This is a genomic window from Vibrio makurazakiensis, from assembly GCF_050337375.1.
GTDB classification, from domain to species: domain Bacteria; phylum Pseudomonadota; class Gammaproteobacteria; order Enterobacterales; family Vibrionaceae; genus Vibrio; species Vibrio makurazakiensis.
This window is the reverse complement of the sequence record NZ_JAKJSW010000094.1, coordinates 1-16,508: the sequence shown is the minus strand read 5'-3', so window position 1 is coordinate 16,508 and position 16,508 is coordinate 1. Positions and strand designations below refer to the sequence as shown.

Below are 16,508 nucleotides of genomic sequence, written 5' to 3'. Positions count from 1 at the left end.
TACTGGAGCGTCAGAGCCATTAACTATATACGGTGAGATCTCAACTTCAGCGTGTATAAATGAAGAAACAAGCGCTAACGACAAAATAGACAATTTTTTCATACACCAACCCTGGTATTTTACCCTTACGGAGGTACTGGCTTCCTGTAAGGGTTACCAATTAACTTTCATGAATATTATATTTAGTATAGGTATGCAATCATCGTTCGGACAGATAACTGATGCCTTAATGCAACACATTATCAACAAAGAAATAAAAAAGCAGCCAGATTATTGGATAATCTAACTGCTTTTTATAAATCGCCAATTAAATGGTTACTTTACAATCTATCCGCGGTAATAACGTTGCGGTACAAACGGCATTTTTTCTACAGTCATCGCTAGCTTCTTGCCACGAACTTCAGCAAATACTTCAGTGCCAATCGCTGCTAAATCAGTACGAACATAAGCCATAGAAACAGGTTTGCCAGCGTTAGGGCCAGCAGTACCACTTGTTACTACACCAATCTTGTTATCTTCAGCATCGAACAACTCAGCACCTTCACGTACTGGGGCTTTAGTTTGACCAACTAGACCAACACGTTTGCGTTGAACATCTTTAGTCGCGATTTGCTCAAGGATGATATCAGCGCCTGGGAAACCGCCTGCACGCTCACCGTCTGTACGGCGAACTTTTTGAATGCCCCATAGAAGACTAGCTTCTACTGGTGTCGTTGTTGTATCTAGGTCGTGACCATATAGGCATAAACCACACTCAAGACGAAGTGAGTCACGAGCGCCAAGGCCAACCCACTCTACTTCTGCTTCTGCTGTTAATTTGCGAGCAAGAGCTTCAGCATGGTCGTTTGGTACTGAGATCTCGTAGCCATCTTCACCAGTGTACCCACTACGGCTCACGATGCATTCAACGCCATCAATATCGATTTTTTGAACATCCATGAACAGCATGTCAGCAACGCTTGGTTGGAAACGAGCTAAAACTTCAGACGCTTTAGGGCCTTGAAGTGCTAATAGAGCGCGATCATCAATCACTTCCATCTCTACGTCAGCTGGTAGGTGCGCAGTTAGATGGTCGATATCTTGTGTCTTACATGCAGCGTTCACAACAACAAATAGGTGATCGCCTAGGTTAGCAACCATCAGGTCATCCATAATGCCGCCCTGCTCGTTAGTAAAGAACGCATAGCGCTGCTTACCAGAAGGAAGGTCAATAATATCTACAGGAACCAAAGATTCTAAGACAGCTGCTGCGTTCGCGCCATGAAGGCGAAGTTGCCCCATGTGAGAAACATCAAAAAGACCGGCAGCATCACGAGTATGTAAGTGCTCTTTCTTTACACCTAGTGGATACTGAACTGGCATATCGTAGCCAGCGAAAGGAACCATTTTTGCACCTTCTTCAACGTGAAGGGCATGCAGTGGTGTTTTTAGTAGGTCTTGATTAGCGTGTTCTTGAGTCATTTTATTCTCCATGAAGCGTTGCAGGCTGTCCAAATCGAGTCTGCCGCTTATATCTCTATTTAGAGTCGCTTCTAACGATAACCATCAGTATTAGTAACCTCAGCCTATTAGTCCTTAGTTACCTTTACCTACTTAGCGTTAAAAACAGTAGATAGTAAAAAGTGATGTCTTTTATATAGGCTTAATATCGCTAGCATCATAAAAATAGATAACTGCATAAAACCTATACCGCTCACTTTCTAAGAATTCACTTCAGTAAACTTCAATCAACATGAGTAAACTGTGTTCACTATAGTAAACAAGCATGAGCCAGTTTTACACCCTTAACAAGATTAAAACAGCTCAAAATGTGACATTTAACAATTTAAAAACAATTATTAGACCCATACAAAAACGCGACATTGATGATTTTCACATCAATATCGCGTCTTTTGGTACACGTTAGAAACAAAAGCAAACGTTTGCATTCACTATAAGAAATTATAATTTTGTTAACTTAWTTTGCAGTCACCCACAAAATCAGTGCATCTTCTGTACTGGTAGAGATTAACATATGCCCCATATTGGCATCGTAATACATGCTATCCCCTTCGCTCATCGAGACTGGTTCATAGAATTCTGAGTAGAACATCACATCGCCCGATATGATCATTAGAAACTCTTCACCATCGTGGCGTACCCAGTCGTTATACTCTTCAAAAGTACGCGCCCTAATCCGACTCTTAAAAGGCATCATTTTCTTATTAGAAAGTTCCGTCGCTAAAAGCTCATGCTCATAGGTTGGTGTTGGATGAGGCTTACCCTGTCCTGCCTTCGTTAAATCACGACGTCCTGTTGCAACCTTTTTTCTTGGTGGTTCAAAGAGTTGTGGCATATCTATTTGCAAGCCCATTGCTAGCTTTTGCATCGCTTGGAACGTAGGAGAAATCTGTTCGTTCTCTATCTTACTCAGTGTAGAGCGAGCAAGCCCCGTGCGCTGGCTTGCTTCTTCAAGCGTAATACCTAGTTTTCCACGTATATCTTTAATACGCTGGCCTAGCCTAAGTGGCTCAATATTTTGGTCTGGCGTTTCTTTTGCCAGTGTCAAAGATGGGTACTCATCATAAATGCCTTCTGACATAGGTCCCTCATTAGTTTTCTGCATCCTGTCTATTAAATTCATTGTTGCATGAAGCTGTTTGTTGATTAAAGACCACACAGTAAAATAAAGCGTGCTCCCTGTAGCAAAACAAGAAAATCTGTTTCCTATTGGAAATTTTTATTGAAAATTGGAATTAACGGCGCTATGTTATCGACTTGTTAGATGAAGAGATGCTACTCCAGCTTGCAGTAAATGAGAGTTTTAACATTTACCAAAGCTGTTTTTACCCGACTTTTGGGAACCAATTCGTGCTGCATTGACCCTACAACTTGTCGATTGACGTAATGTGTATAAAACACAGACAGAACTTACGCAAACGATACCGATGCAGAAATCAACGCAAGACCTAATGGATATATAAAAACAATTACCATTAGTAAATTGAAAGGTCTCGACAATGAACAACGCATACCAAAACCACAGCTTAGACAGTTTTTTCTCTACTAACTTATCAGCGACTGATGACGCTGTATTCGCTGGGATTCAAGCTGAAAACACACGTCAAAACGAACAAATCGAACTTATTGCTTCTGAGAACATCGTTTCTAAAGCAGTAATGCAAGCTCAAGGCACTTGCCTAACAAACAAATACGCTGAAGGCTACCCAGGTCGTCGTTACTACGGCGGTTGTGAACATGTAGATACAGTAGAAGCTATTGCTATCGAACGCGCTAAACAGCTATTTAAATGTGAGTACGTTAACGTTCAGCCACACTCTGGCGCACAAGCAAACGGCGCAGTTAAACTTGCCTTGCTTCAACCTGGCGATACCATTCTTGGTATGTCTCTTGACGCTGGTGGTCACTTAACTCACGGTGCTCGCCCTGCAATGTCTGGTAAATGGTTTAATGCAGTTCAATACGGCGTAGACCGCGATACACTAGAAATCGATTACGAAGCCGTTCGCGCTCTAGCTATCGAAAGCCAACCTAAAATGATTATTGCTGGTGGTAGTGCAATCCCACGCGTTATTGATTTCGCTAAGTTCCGTGAAATCGCAGACGAAGTAGGCGCTATCCTAATGGTAGATATGGCACACATCGCGGGTCTAATCGCGACAGGTGCTCACCCTAGCCCACTACCACACGCACACGTTGTAACAACGACAACGCACAAAACACTTCGTGGCCCTCGCGGTGGTATGATTCTGACTAACCACGAAGACATCAATAAGAAGATTAATTCTGCTGTATTCCCAGGCCTTCAAGGCGGCCCACTAATGCACGTAATCGCAGCAAAAGCGGTCGCATTTGGTGAAGCTTTAGGTCCAGAATTTTCAACTTATATCGATTCAGTGATCGACAACGCAAAAGTTCTTGCTGAAGTGTTGCAAACTCGCGGTTGCGACATCGTGACTGGCGGAACTGACACGCATCTAATGTTAGTTGACCTTCGCCCTAAGGGTTTGAAAGGTAACGTAACTGAAGAGGCATTAGAGCGCGCAGGGATCACATGTAACAAAAATGGCATCCCATTCGATACAGAAAAACCTATGATTACATCAGGTATTCGTTTAGGAACGCCGGCTGGAACCAGTCGTGGTTTTGGCACTGAAGAATTCAAACTGATCGGTGAGTGGATCGGCGATGTACTGGACGGCCTAGTTGAAAGCCCTGAAGGTAACGCCGAAGTTGAGCAACGTGTTCGCAAGCAAGTAAAAGAGCTTTGCAAGCGCTTCCCTCTTTACCGTTAAGCGTTTATCGCTAAGTAAAAAGATTTATACACTTTTAAATTAACATCTCATAATTTTTTGGAGAACAAGCAATGGACAATACACTTAAGTTTGCAGACAGCCACGAGTGGGTAAAAGACAACGGTGACGGTACTGTAACTATCGGTATTTCTGAGCACGCTCAAGAAATGCTAGGTGACGTTGTATTCGTTGACCTACCAGAAACAGAAGACGAAATTGAAGCTGGTGAAAGCTTCTCTCTAGTTGAGTCTGTAAAAGCTGCGTCTGATATCTACGCACCAATCACAGGTGAAATCGTAGAAATCAACGAAGAACTAGAAGATAGCCCAGAGCTTATCAACGAAGAACCTTATGAAGGTGGTTGGATTGTAAAAGTGAAGATGGCTGACGCGTCTGAACTAGACAACCTTAAAGGTGCTGAAGAATACCTAAGCTCAATCGAAGAAGATTAATTAGGTAACTTGCACATAATAAAGCTGCTCTTTTGAGCAGCTTAATTTTAGGGGCTAGCTCACGGTTCCTACAGAGAGAAAGTAGAACGATATCATGACTGAATTACTTCAAAGCCAATTACTGAAAGACTTGGGCACTCAAAATGAGTTTGTTGCACGCCACAACGGCCCAAATAAAGCAGACCAACAGAAGATGCTTAAAGCGATTAACGCTGCGAGCTTAGAATCACTGATCGACGAAACAGTTCCTGCACAAATTCGTCTTGAAAAACCAATGACACTTGCTGCGCCACTGAGCGAAATGGACATGCTGACGTCTCTTAAAGAGATCGCTAACCTAAACCAAGTGAAACGTACCTTCATTGGCCAAGGCTACTACAACACATTCACTCCAAACGTTATTCTACGTAACGTTTTAGAGAACCCAGGCTGGTACACAGCTTACACGCCATACCAACCAGAGATCTCTCAAGGTCGTCTAGAAGCTCTGCTTAATTACCAGCAAATGGTAATGGACCTAACTGGTATGGAAATCGCGAACGCATCACTTCTTGATGAAGCGACAGCGGCTGGCGAAGCAATGACACTGTGTAAGCGTGCTGGTAAGAGCAAAAGCAACGTATTCTTCGTAGCTGACGATGTTCACCCTCAGACACTAGAAGTTGTTAAAACTCGTGCTGAGTACATCGGTTTTGAAGTTCTGGTTGGCGCTCTTGAAACACTTCCAGAGCAAGACGTATTTGGTGCGTTAGTTCAATACCCTGGTACTACAGGTGAAGTTCGCGACCTAACAGACATCATTGCGAAAGCTCAAGCAAACAAAACACTAGTAACAGTTGCTACTGACCTACTGGCTTCAGCTCTACTTAAGCCAGCCGGCGAAATGGGCGCAGACGTAGTAATCGGTTCAGCTCAGCGTTTCGGCGTACCAATGGGTTACGGCGGTCCACACGCGGCATTCATGGCAACTCGTGAAAAGCATAAGCGTACAATGCCAGGTCGTGTAATCGGTGTATCTATCGATACTCACGGTAACCAAGCGCTACGTATGGCAATGCAAACTCGTGAGCAGCACATCCGCCGCGAGAAAGCGACTTCAAACATCTGTACAGCTCAAGCGCTGCTAGCAAACATGGCGTCTTTCTACGCGGTTTACCACGGTGCAGAAGGCCTGCGTACGATTGCTCGTCGTACGCACCATATGACAGCGATTCTAGCTGCAGGTCTAACTAAGTCTGGCTACGAGCTTGCTCATAACAGCTTCTTCGACACTATCACGCTAAACACTGGCGACAAAACTGACGCACTTTACGCTAAAGCACAAGCAGCTGACATTAACCTACGTAAGCTAAATGGCAAGCTAGGTGTAAGTTTCGATGAAACGACAACAACAGACTGCATTTCGTCTCTATTCGCTATCTTCGATGTAGACCAAGACGTTAACGCACTATCAACAGAAATCGCTTCAAACGAATTTGCTGCAATTCCAGAAAACTGCCGTCGTGAATCTGAGTTCCTAACTCACCCAGTATTCAACACGCACCACAGCGAAACGCAAATGATGCGTTACCTAAAACAGCTAGAGAACAAAGACTTCTCACTAACGCACGGCATGATCCCACTGGGCAGTTGTACAATGAAGCTGAACGCTGCTGCTGAGATGATCCCAGTAACATGGCCTGAGTTTGGTTCTATCCACCCATTCGCTCCTCTAGAGCAAGCTGCGGGTTACACGGCGCTAGCAAAAGATCTGAAAGAGAAGCTATGTGAAATCACTGGTTACGACGATTTCTCACTACAACCTAACTCTGGTGCATCTGGCGAATACGCAGGTCTAATTGCGATTCAACGTTACCACGCAAGCCGTGGTGAAGGTCACCGTAACGTTTGTTTGATCCCAAGCTCTGCGCATGGTACTAACCCTGCAACAGCATCAATGGTTTCTATGAAGGTAGTGGTTGTTAAGTGTGATGAAGATGGCAACATCGACATGACAGACTTAGCTGCGAAAATCGAGAAGCACAAAGAGAATCTATCAAGCATCATGATCACTTACCCTTCTACGCACGGCGTATACGAAGAGCAAGTGAAAGAAGTGTGTGAACAAGTTCACGCAGCGGGCGGTCAGGTTTACCTAGACGGCGCGAACATGAACGCTCAAGTAGGTCTAACTTCTCCGGGCTTCATCGGTTCAGACGTATCTCACTTGAACCTACACAAAACATTCTGTATTCCACACGGTGGTGGCGGTCCGGGTATGGGTCCAATCGGTGTTAAATCACACCTAGCACCTTTCCTACCAGGCCACATCGAAAACGGTGTACAAGGTTCTGACTACGCGGTATCAGCAGCAGATCTAGGTAGTGCGTCAATTCTACCAATCTCTTGGGCTTACATCGCGATGATGGGCGAACCAGGCCTAACAGAAGCGACTAAAGTTGCGATTCTGAATGCGAACTACGTGATGGAAAAACTACGCCCTCACTACCCTGTTCTTTACCGTGGTACTAACGGCCGCGTAGCGCACGAATGTATTATTGATATTCGTCCACTTAAAGAAGAAACAGGCATCAGTGAAGAAGATATTGCTAAGCGTCTAATGGACTTCGGTTTCCRCGCGCCTACTATGTCTTTCCCAGTAGCTGGCACACTAATGGTTGAACCAACTGAATCTGAAGATTTAGAAGAGCTAGACCGTTTCTGTGAAGCGATGATCGCTATCCGTCACGAAATGACTGCAGTGAAAAACGGTGAATGGCCACTAGACAACAACCCTCTAGTGAACGCACCGCACACACAAGTTGATATTTCTGGCGCAGAATGGGATCGCCCATACTCTCGTGAACTAGCTTGCTTCCCATCTCAAGCAACAAAGATCTCGAAGTACTGGCCAACAGTTAACCGTGTAGACAACGTATACGGCGACCGTAACCTAATCTGTTCTTGCCCAAGCATCGACAACTACGAAGACTAATACGTAGCGACGCTGAACTGCTAAGGCAGACGTAAAGAAAAAGCAAAAGGCGAATCAATTGGTTCGCCTTTTTTTATTCATTTTCTAGCTTCTGAGTTCATAAGCTAAAGTATTCGAGCAAGCGTCAATCCAACACGCCTGCTTTTATACGCCAATATACAGCTTTCTCTTCATCAACCTTTCCATACTTGGGGTTACTATAAAAGTTTGAAAGCTTGATCTGTGCTTCAAGCGACCCTTGCGTTGCTACACTCCATAACCAATACTCGGCGATTGCAAAATTCTCTTCAGAATCCCCTACCGTTAGGTGATAGTCCACCAGCAGCATTCTCGCGCTTACATCACCACCCTGGGCAGCTTTCTTAACCCATTCATTATTTGCTACTGAGTTAAATTCTGAATAAATAGAAAGGTGTATAATTGCAGGCATATAACCTTGAGTTGCTGCACGTTCAATCCAATATAGCGCTGCCCCACTGTCCTCAGAGACGCCTTGACCAGAGATATACAATAAAGCCAAATTATATTGCGCTTGTTGATGATCTTGGTTAGCCGCTAAACGATACCAAAAAGCGGCCTCAGAAAACTGTTTCTCTATAGTGACACCTTGCTCGTACATCATCGCTAATTTGACTTGTGCATGAACCAGCCCAGCTTCGGCGGCCTCTAAAGTCATTTCAAATTCGTTATGAGGATCCGTTAGTTCTTGTTGCGRAGTAGGATTAGGCAATGGTTCATTTGATGCTAATACCGGAATTGAAATTGATGTTACCAATAGAATGGCAACAAGCTTGTATTTTAGCATCGGCTAATCTCCAGATAGAAAACGCTTCAGCTTAAACACAGTTCACTACAATTACTTACCTTTATACGCCAACATCAATCTTTAAAAAGAATACGCATAACCAATTTGTGGGCCTTTTTCCTTTAAATCAATTTTTATGATGCTATCACCACTCTCTAGACTGTTTGCAATATTTAGATATCGATACCCAAACCACAAGTTATGTGCGTCGTTGAAACGGTAGATCCCCATTAAATTGAATCCTCGGTTTACATCGTTGTCACCTGCGAGGTTAAAATCTGCCATAACGCTAATGCCCCAATTATCGTTAAAGAACTCACTGTATTTAAGACCCACTAGCCAATCATAAAGGTGTTCATTCGCAAGGACCGTCGTACTATTTATATTGATAAAGCCTTCATCAGAAAGTGCCCGCACTTCAAGTTCAACGTGGCTATAGGTATGTCTTATACCCGTCAATATTTCTAATTTTGGATACACTTCATAACCGAAAAAAAGGTCATTAACAGAAAGGTGCAAGTTAGTAGTGATATCGTGGCCTGGAGACACAACGCCTAAGAAGTCGCCGCTCAACCCGCTAGTCTGAGTACTATCTTTCGTATAAAGATAATTGGTTCGCACTCCAATTAACCAGTTTCCCTTTGACGCATAAAAGTCGCCCATCAAACCAAACGCAAGGCCATCCAAAATACTCTCAAAAGGTACATCGACGCGAACCACATCTCCCCCGGTTGAAACACTACCTTCAATACTCGGAGCCCACAGCAAAGGGAATACCATAAGGAACTCCCACTCATCATCCTCCGATGAGCTGGCATTCGTACTTGTCGATAATAGAAGCAGGGCTAAACTCAATCCTAAGAAGCGCTTATTCATATACGTTAACTCCCTTAACATACATTTTTGTTGATGACTCGTTACAACGCAGTCATTCTAATGAACAGCATAATTTATCTGTATATCTACAGTATGCATCTAACGCCTTAACCTAACTAATAGTTATTTAAAATATGCGATTACCTTGCTGCTACTATTCATCAATCGGATACCTTAATTTTCGGAAACCTGATTAGATAAATCCAAAGCTTGACCCTATACCGTAACGTGTTTATATTGTCGCCGCCCAACGGGCACATCCTAAAATGCACACCGGCCATCCTGCCATCATTCGTGTATTTATATTGGTGTTGTGAACTTCCATGCTAACAAAACTTCGTCCTTTTACTCGTGAATCGGGTGCCCTTATGCATCTGTCGATTCCTATCATTTTGACTCAAATCGCTACCCAGGCTATGGGGTTTGTCGATACGACAATGGCAGGCCAAGTAAGCCCCGCCGATCTAGCCGCCATCGCACTTGGCACTAGCCTTTGGATACCAGTGTTGCTATTACTACGTGGCATTATCATGGCTTTAACTCCCGTAGTGGCATACCACCGCGGCGCACGTGACTTCCAAAGTATCTCTGTCGAGTTCTTCCAAATGGTGTGGCTGGCTATAATCGCCAGTATTTTGCTTATCGCCTACTTAGTCAGCGCTAAGCCAATATTAGAATGGATTGACGTTGCTTCTGAAATTATCCCAATAGCTAGCGATTACGCGTTTGCATTGGCATTTGGTGTACCAGGGATTGCGCTGTTCTATACATTGAACGGCTTTTGTGAAGGGATGAACAACACCAAAGCACCGATGATCATTTCTGTTATTGGTCTGCTTGTGAATATTCCAATCAACTACATTCTTATTTACGGTAAGTTCGGCTTCCCTGAAATGGGTGCTGTCGGGTGTGGCTGGGCAACAAGCTTGGTTTATTGGTTGATGTCAGGAATGCTGTACTCGTATATCAAAGGTCATCATCACTATAAAACGATCATTCGCTTTTCAGATGCTAAGCCAAAAACAAAAGAAATGCTTCACCTGCTTAGACTCGGCTTGCCTATCGGGATGAACATTGCAGTTTGCGGCAGTATCTTCGCGGTAATTGCACTTATGATCGGCCGTATCGGTGCAGAGAACGTGGCTGCAGCGCAAATAGCACTGAATATATCGAGCATGACTTACGTGATCCCAATGAGTATCTCATTTGGCATCACAATTCGTGTCGGACATGCGCTAGGTGAAAAAAATGAACTAGGCGCGATTGAACGTAGCAAAGTAGGTATTTTAGTTTCCGGCTTAATATCGTTACTCTCGGTTGCGACTTTTCTGTTATTCCCAGAGTGGATAATTCGACTTTACACCACCGACCCTGCAATCAGCGCAACAGCGGCGGTATTGTTGACCTTTACTGCTATGTACCAATTTAGTGATGCCCTGCAAACCTCTGCTAACGGTGCATTACGTGGCTATAAAGACACCAAAATCCCAATGTTCCTAGCGATTGCTTCATATTGGGGGCTTGCTCTGCCACTGGGTATAATATTAGGATTAACCGATCATATTGTTCCGGCTATGGGTGAAGAAGGCTTTTGGATAGGTATTCTTACAGGCTTAACCGTTGCTGCTACGCTAATGTTACTTAGACTCGTTTATGTCATTAAACGCCGCACGGTACAAACCGCAACTACAGCGTAATAAACGACTACCAGAGCTACCTGAACTCGGTTTAGCAATGCACCACGAATAAAAAAGGCGAACCAATTGGTTCGCCTTTATCGTTTGTTAAACAATGATCATCGGTTGATCGCAAGATAAGATCCAGCAGCAATCATAATTCCACCAGCACTTTGGTTTAGCCTTCTATGTGCACGTGGAGTCTTAAGTAAAGTAACCATGCGCCCTGCCCCCAATGCGATGAGTAATAAACCAGACATTAGTGCAACAGACGCTAATACAGAAACTAATACAATGTCTTGTGAACGCAGGACTGTAAGGTCGATAAAAGTCGGTAAAAATGAAATATAGAACAAAATCACTTTAGGGTTTGATGCCGAAATCAAAAAACCTTGAGCGAAACTTGCCAAAGCTGATTGCTGGCTTTGCTTAGCTGCTTGCTCTGCAGAGTTTTGAACTTCAGGGAGGCTCTTAAACATTTTATACCCAAGGTAAATCAAATAAGCCGCACCTACGTAGCGAATCACTTCAAACGCAAACGACCAATTCTCGGCAACGGTCGCTAGACCAAAGCAAGCAAGTACCAGATAGATAAGATCACTGCATGTCATCCCTAATGAAAGCGGGATGCATTTTCGCCAACCATTAACCATCCCACGAGACAAAATGGCAAAGACACCGGGCCCAGGTGTGATGCCAAATATAAACATGGCAATAAAAAATGTAACCGCACTTTCCAAAGACATTGGCTTCCCCTATTTAGCAATAAACGCGAATAACCTCGAACGTAACACGGAGCTTAATATCGAGTAAAGAGTGACTTCTAACATACAACGATAAGTCGTATTCACGTTTTGAACGAGTGTCACACGTAGCTACCCGCAGAAACCAAAGGCAATATTTTTATTAAGCCATAAAAAAGGCGAACCCTGCGATTCACCTTAGTGTTTATATTTCATTTAGACCTGAATACCTTACGTATTACGCCTTTATGTATTCTTAATTGGCAATTGGAGCGAGCAAATCGGGATTCACGACCAAATTTCTTACACCGTGGGCGTGGTCTTCGTTAAAGTCATTCCCTTCACACCAACTACCAACCGTCGCGATATTTACTTTAGTCACTTGTGGTCTTACGCTCCATGTGACTTGAAATGGTGAGCCTTGCTCATTGTAACCAGGACCTGTCGTTGAACCTGAGTATTGAATCGCTAAACCAGTATCCTGTGGAATGTTCGGAGCTTGATGTAAACCGTTTACTTTCGAATGTTTAGCTAATGCTTCAAAATCGAGCGCTTTGTCGTCGTTCACTAGAACATAAACTTGAGTTTCAACACGCAGTTGCGGATTAGTAATGGCATCATTAAAACATGCTCCAAGCGTTTCACCCGGTTCGACTTGCGCGGTTGAGTACACATAATGCACCTCAATAGTATCTCCAGAATGGAGAGAGCCGTGATCACTTGGACAAACCTTTTGATCGAAAGGCTTAAGCTCTGACGTACTTAACTTACCTGTGTATTTAAAACCGCTTTGGAAGCCTTTACCATCTCCATTTCCCGCATATTGGGTAAACTCACCGCCTTTATGTTCCGCATTCTTGTGAAAATGGATATTACATAGATTCATTGCCGATGAATCAGGCGCATCTGAAAACAGCCTTGTATTAGAGCCGTCAAACGAACCCAGGTCGCGTGGAGCTTGCGGACCAAATCCTTTACCTTGAGTATTTTCAGATAACAACGTTCGTTGACTAGCAATCAATTCATCAGAGACCGAATCTTTTCCCTGTTCTGCAGCGCTCGCATGCCCTGCTAGCAGTGCCATGCTTACAGCCAAAAACACACTCCTATTCTTCATATTTCAACCCTTAGAATATTGATAAATAACCTAAATACGCAATATCACGCAGACATATTACTATGCGTGATACCAAAAATAAGACGCTATCTGTGGAAGATTAGGTTCCCACTTTTTGAGCAAGTAAGTGAGTGTCTATAGCCTTGATGCATATAGCAAGTTGCTGACCAAAAATACGGCTACTGCATTCCATATCTAATAATTTGTGCTTTAGCCACGTGTAAGTTTGATAAGGAGTTGGAGGTACCACCGCTGATTAATATGGCCTGTACCTATTGATTATTCTGAAAAAATAAAGCGAAGCCTATAGTTCTCCTATTGTGTCTAGAAGCTATTACAGTGGCTTATAGGATGATGAAATAAATACTTTTAGTTCAATAGAGGAAGCATTAACCATTTCCGGTTACAAAAATCCCAAAACTWAAAACATTTAGTGTGTCTGTCACGCTTTCTAAAGATTTTAGAACGCTTTTGGTTGCTGTGTTATCAAATATAAAATGAGTTCCGATACCCTTTTCAGCTTCTGTATCAACTTGTGTTGCTGATGAACCTTGAGTCACTATCGATTCTCTGTCATCGGTATTGGGCGGGGAGTCACTCTGTGGTTCACTATTGCCTTCAGAGTCATGTTCAGACTCTACTTTTGTACTGTTCTGCGAATCTACCGTTACATTTTCCGTCACAATGTTTTCAGTGTTGCGTTCACTGTCTAGATGACTCTGGTTAGCTGTCGAACACGCCGTTAAGAAAAGCATGCTGACTAATAATGTGTGTAGTCTTTTGACCATCTTGAGTAGGCTCAATCACAATAAAACATCGTTCGATTGTAATGTACTTAATCTCGTTCAGCTAGTAACAAAACCCTTTTAGTCCTAAATAGTTGTTTATCTAACTGGCTAGATAAGCTTAATAAAACAAAAAGGCGAACCGAATGGTTCGCCTGCATCAAAAACTGTAAAAGTTAGATCATTAAGTACCTAAGATTTGCATTGGCAAGCTTAGAAGTTGATCGCCTGTTGAAGCGAAATACCAGATAATACCTATCAAGCCAGAAACAAGCCCTACATACCATAGGCCAGAGACAATCTGACCATACTTATCTAAAGGCAATAAATGACTATGGTGACGCCCTTTCCATTCAAACAGAATTTCAACACTACCCATAATCAATAAGAAACCAAACAAGGTTAAGTTCAGCTGGTAACTCAAAATCACACCGCCAATTGCGGCTGCCGCACATAGGAAAATACCTAACTTACTGTTCATCGAAAAGCTGATACTTTTTAGAACATGACCGCCATCTAATGGCAGGATCGGCAATAGGTTAAATAGATTCAGTAATGCGTTGAATACGGCAAGCCCTGCGAAAAACATTTCCCCCGTAGCCCAATAAAGAACAAGGAAAATAACCGACAAAATTAAGCCAAAGAACGGGCCCATGATAGAAATCACTACATCTTGCCAACGAGTATTAATCTTTTCGTCCGAAAGCGCTAAGCCGCCTAGAAATGGGATTAAGTAGATACCTTTAGTCTTCATACCAAAATACTTCATGGCACGAATATGCCCATATTCATGGAACACCAAACATGCAATAAGAGCTAAAGCGAATTGAATTGAGAATAGCCATGAATATGCAGCCAAACTAGCAGAAGCCAAAACGACTTTAATTAGCTTCGCGCTTTTTAAGCCTTTCATGCCAAGCGAGATTAAACCGATTAAGCTAAAACGCTTTTCAGCTTTAGGCGCGACTACTGGAGTTTGCTGCTCTATGTCTTTTGTATTACGGGTGCCTTCTGCAATGACTTGGTCGTTAACTAAGGCAGTGTATTCCATGTCAAAAGGCTGCCATTGAACCTTAGTCGAGATTTCACAATTGAGTTCTTGTTCACCATGCATGAGTCGGAAGGTGTGCTTTCTTTGTTGGCTTTCATCCGAATGAGCATCCAGCTGAGACACTAACGTATTGTCCCAAAACAGCTGTTGCCAGCCAGCCATAGAGCCCTCTAAACGAAGTGGCTTACCAAGAAATTCGATTGCGAGTAGTTCCAAGTTTTAATTCCAATTGAGTAACATAGAAAATGAGCTGACATTATGCCGACTTGTCGATTATTGGTAAACCTGAAGCTTATAATCATTGTGCTAGTGATTGAAAGTTACTCAAATTTAACCAGTAATTCACTTTATCGGGTGCCATTTTTACATGCCAAACAATTATCAGAATTGCATTCTGTTTTTACTCTTTCATTCTTGTAAATAAAGTGGATAATAGCCCCCGTTATTAATACCTATAAAATGTGAGTCCATTATGTCTTCTGAAGCAACTATGCTAGAACGCTGCCAATCTAAATGTGAACTATGTGGTTCTGATTCTTCTTTAACTGCATACGCAGTACCACCACACAGCCACATAACAGTGGATCACGGCATCATGGTATGTGATAAGTGTCTTGGCGAAATTGACGATCCTAAAGACGTTAATCACTGGCGCTGCCTAAGCGACAGCATGTGGAGTCAAGAAGCCCCTGTACAAGTTATGGCATGGCGCCAACTGACTCGTCTAAACTCAGAAAGCTGGGCACAAGACGCGTTAGACATGATGTACATGGAAGAAGAAACATCGGTATGGGCACAAATCGGCATGTCTGCTGATGACAAACCACTTGATGTAAACGGCGTTGAGCTTAAAAAAGGCGACGACGTAACAGTAATTAAAGACCTGCCAATCAAAGGTACTAACCAAGTGATTAAGCAAGGTACGGTTATCCGTGGCATCAGCGTTGGCGACGATCCTAAGCTAGTTTCTGGTAAAACGAACGGCGGTCAATCTATGTATGTTATTGCTGAGTTCTGCCGTAAGAAGTAATTACTTTTTACTGTTAAGAATTTAAAAGGGCGCTCACTTGAGCGCCTTTTTTATCACTGTTGTTCAACTTGCATCAACTGTCATTACGACCTCAGCCACGATTGATACTCTGGGTTTAAATCTTTCACATCTTGATATAGCCACACCATTCTATCGACAAACCATGCTTTGGTTACCATTAACCATAGAGCCCCAAATATCATAAGTTCTAGATTCATTGAATACAGGCCATATAACCAAAATGGCAACCCGATGATTTGCAGCACCATTAGGTTACGACACGCAGTTAAATGGTGTTGGGGAATAAGGTTTTCGTGATTACGTTTTAAGTAAATACGTTCACCAAAAGTCACCATTGAAGCCCAATTATTGGTCGTTTTAGGAGCTGGAAATATTCGTGGGTTAAGCCATACCCACAGTATAATAAAAGCAATAACAACAACCGTGTATCCGCCAAGTTCATCCCTTATAGCAAGTGTACCGGTAAAGAGTGGAAGGATTGTAAAACGGGAATACACACTCAATGGACTCGCATGCCTGTTCCAGGTGTTCTCGTCCATCGACATCGCTTTTTCTGCCGCTTTTAGTATATCCATTTTCACTTCTAACTCCTCAAGTAACTAAACTTTCTATTGGCTATTATCTGTTTAAAAATGTTGTTATTTACCCGTATACGAGAGTTGTTATTTACCCGTATACGAGAG

14 protein-coding genes are annotated in these 16,508 nt (G+C 42.9%); 5 read left to right on the top strand and 9 right to left on the bottom strand.

The features are described 5' to 3' along the window. Positions 1–327: 327 nt before the first annotated feature. Positions 328–1,461, bottom strand: a complete 1,134-nt coding sequence (gene gcvT, locus L4C33_RS12130) for a glycine cleavage system aminomethyltransferase GcvT (protein WP_428812694.1) — start codon at positions 1,459–1,461, stop codon at positions 328–330. Between the two features lie 496 nt (positions 1,462–1,957). Then, on the bottom strand, positions 1,958–2,581 hold the full coding sequence (locus L4C33_RS12125) for a helix-turn-helix domain-containing protein (protein WP_428812693.1): 624 nt from the start codon (positions 2,579–2,581) through the stop codon (positions 1,958–1,960). Positions 2,582–2,999: 418 nt separating this feature from the next. On the opposite strand from L4C33_RS12125, the gene L4C33_RS12120 reads away from it, so the two are divergent. From L4C33_RS12120 to gcvP, 3 genes are all read left to right on the top strand, one after another. Continuing rightward, on the top strand, positions 3,000–4,295 hold the full coding sequence (locus L4C33_RS12120) for a serine hydroxymethyltransferase (protein ID WP_428812692.1): 1,296 nt from the start codon (positions 3,000–3,002) through the stop codon (positions 4,293–4,295). 71 nt (positions 4,296–4,366) lie between these two features. After that, positions 4,367–4,747, top strand: coding sequence for a glycine cleavage system protein GcvH (gene gcvH / locus L4C33_RS12115; RefSeq protein ID WP_428812691.1), 381 nt, complete (start codon positions 4,367–4,369; stop codon positions 4,745–4,747). A 94-nt stretch (positions 4,748–4,841) separates the two neighbouring features. Next, a complete protein-coding gene (gcvP, locus tag L4C33_RS12110; RefSeq protein ID WP_428812690.1) occupies positions 4,842–7,721 on the top strand; it encodes an aminomethyl-transferring glycine dehydrogenase in 2,880 nt (959 codons plus the stop codon). 124 nt (positions 7,722–7,845) lie between these two features. Here gcvP and L4C33_RS12105 read toward each other — a convergent pair whose 3' ends face one another. Together L4C33_RS12105 and L4C33_RS12100 are read right to left on the bottom strand one after the other, a co-directional pair. Then, positions 7,846–8,526: a tetratricopeptide repeat protein gene (locus tag L4C33_RS12105; RefSeq protein ID WP_428812689.1), complete on the bottom strand. Its 681-nt coding sequence runs from the start codon at positions 8,524–8,526 to the stop codon at positions 7,846–7,848. An 81-nt stretch (positions 8,527–8,607) separates the two neighbouring features. Continuing rightward, positions 8,608–9,402, bottom strand: coding sequence for a hypothetical protein (locus L4C33_RS12100; protein WP_428812688.1), 795 nt, complete (start codon positions 9,400–9,402; stop codon positions 8,608–8,610). A gap of 323 nt (positions 9,403–9,725) precedes the next feature. Between L4C33_RS12100 and L4C33_RS12095 the strand changes: the two genes are divergently transcribed. Next, on the top strand, positions 9,726–11,099 hold the full coding sequence (locus L4C33_RS12095) for an MATE family efflux transporter (protein ID WP_428812687.1): 1,374 nt from the start codon (positions 9,726–9,728) through the stop codon (positions 11,097–11,099). Positions 11,100–11,197: 98 nt separating this feature from the next. Here the strand turns inward: L4C33_RS12095 and L4C33_RS12090 are convergent, their stop codons facing one another. The 4 genes from L4C33_RS12090 to L4C33_RS12075 form a co-directional block, all read right to left on the bottom strand. Then, the gene (locus tag L4C33_RS12090) at positions 11,198–11,824 is read right to left on the bottom strand and encodes a LysE family translocator (RefSeq protein ID WP_428812686.1); all 627 of its coding nucleotides are present in this window, start codon (positions 11,822–11,824) and stop codon (positions 11,198–11,200) included. A 253-nt stretch (positions 11,825–12,077) separates the two neighbouring features. Continuing rightward, positions 12,078–12,938 carry a delta-class carbonic anhydrase gene (locus L4C33_RS12085; RefSeq protein ID WP_428812685.1) on the bottom strand — a complete coding sequence of 287 codons (861 nt, stop codon included), beginning with the start codon at positions 12,936–12,938 and terminating at the stop codon, positions 12,078–12,080. A gap of 389 nt (positions 12,939–13,327) precedes the next feature. Then, the gene (locus L4C33_RS12080; protein ID WP_428812684.1) at positions 13,328–13,726 is read right to left on the bottom strand and encodes a hypothetical protein; all 399 of its coding nucleotides are present in this window, start codon (positions 13,724–13,726) and stop codon (positions 13,328–13,330) included. 181 nt (positions 13,727–13,907) lie between these two features. After that, positions 13,908–14,990, bottom strand: a complete 1,083-nt coding sequence (locus L4C33_RS12075; protein WP_428812683.1) for a site-2 protease family protein — start codon at positions 14,988–14,990, stop codon at positions 13,908–13,910. A gap of 256 nt (positions 14,991–15,246) precedes the next feature. Between L4C33_RS12075 and L4C33_RS12070 the strand changes: the two genes are divergently transcribed. Next, positions 15,247–15,804, top strand: coding sequence for a PhnA domain-containing protein (locus L4C33_RS12070; RefSeq protein ID WP_428812682.1), 558 nt, complete (start codon positions 15,247–15,249; stop codon positions 15,802–15,804). An 83-nt stretch (positions 15,805–15,887) separates the two neighbouring features. Here the strand turns inward: L4C33_RS12070 and L4C33_RS12065 are convergent, their stop codons facing one another. Then, the gene (locus L4C33_RS12065; protein WP_428812695.1) at positions 15,888–16,400 is read right to left on the bottom strand and encodes a DUF6653 family protein; all 513 of its coding nucleotides are present in this window, start codon (positions 16,398–16,400) and stop codon (positions 15,888–15,890) included. Between the last annotated feature and the right edge of the window lie 108 nt (positions 16,401–16,508).

Bases quoted from the DNA above. Each gene is read 5' to 3' on its own strand.
- gcvT (WP_428812694.1), bottom strand. From the start codon at position 1,461: ATGACTCAAGAACACGCTAATCAAGACCTACTAAAAACACCACTGCAT.
- L4C33_RS12120 (WP_428812692.1), top strand. From the start codon at position 3,000: ATGAACAACGCATACCAAAACCACAGCTTAGACAGTTTTTTCTCTACT.
- gcvH (WP_428812691.1), top strand. From the start codon at position 4,367: ATGGACAATACACTTAAGTTTGCAGACAGCCACGAGTGGGTAAAAGAC.
- L4C33_RS12100 (WP_428812688.1), bottom strand. From the start codon at position 9,402: ATGAATAAGCGCTTCTTAGGATTGAGTTTAGCCCTGCTTCTATTATCG.
- L4C33_RS12095 (WP_428812687.1), top strand. From the start codon at position 9,726: ATGCTAACAAAACTTCGTCCTTTTACTCGTGAATCGGGTGCCCTTATG.
- L4C33_RS12090 (WP_428812686.1), bottom strand. From the start codon at position 11,824: ATGTCTTTGGAAAGTGCGGTTACATTTTTTATTGCCATGTTTATATTT.
- L4C33_RS12085 (WP_428812685.1), bottom strand. From the start codon at position 12,938: ATGAAGAATAGGAGTGTGTTTTTGGCTGTAAGCATGGCACTGCTAGCA.
- L4C33_RS12070 (WP_428812682.1), top strand. From the start codon at position 15,247: ATGTCTTCTGAAGCAACTATGCTAGAACGCTGCCAATCTAAATGTGAA.
- L4C33_RS12065 (WP_428812695.1), bottom strand. From the start codon at position 16,400: ATGGATATACTAAAAGCGGCAGAAAAAGCGATGTCGATGGACGAGAAC.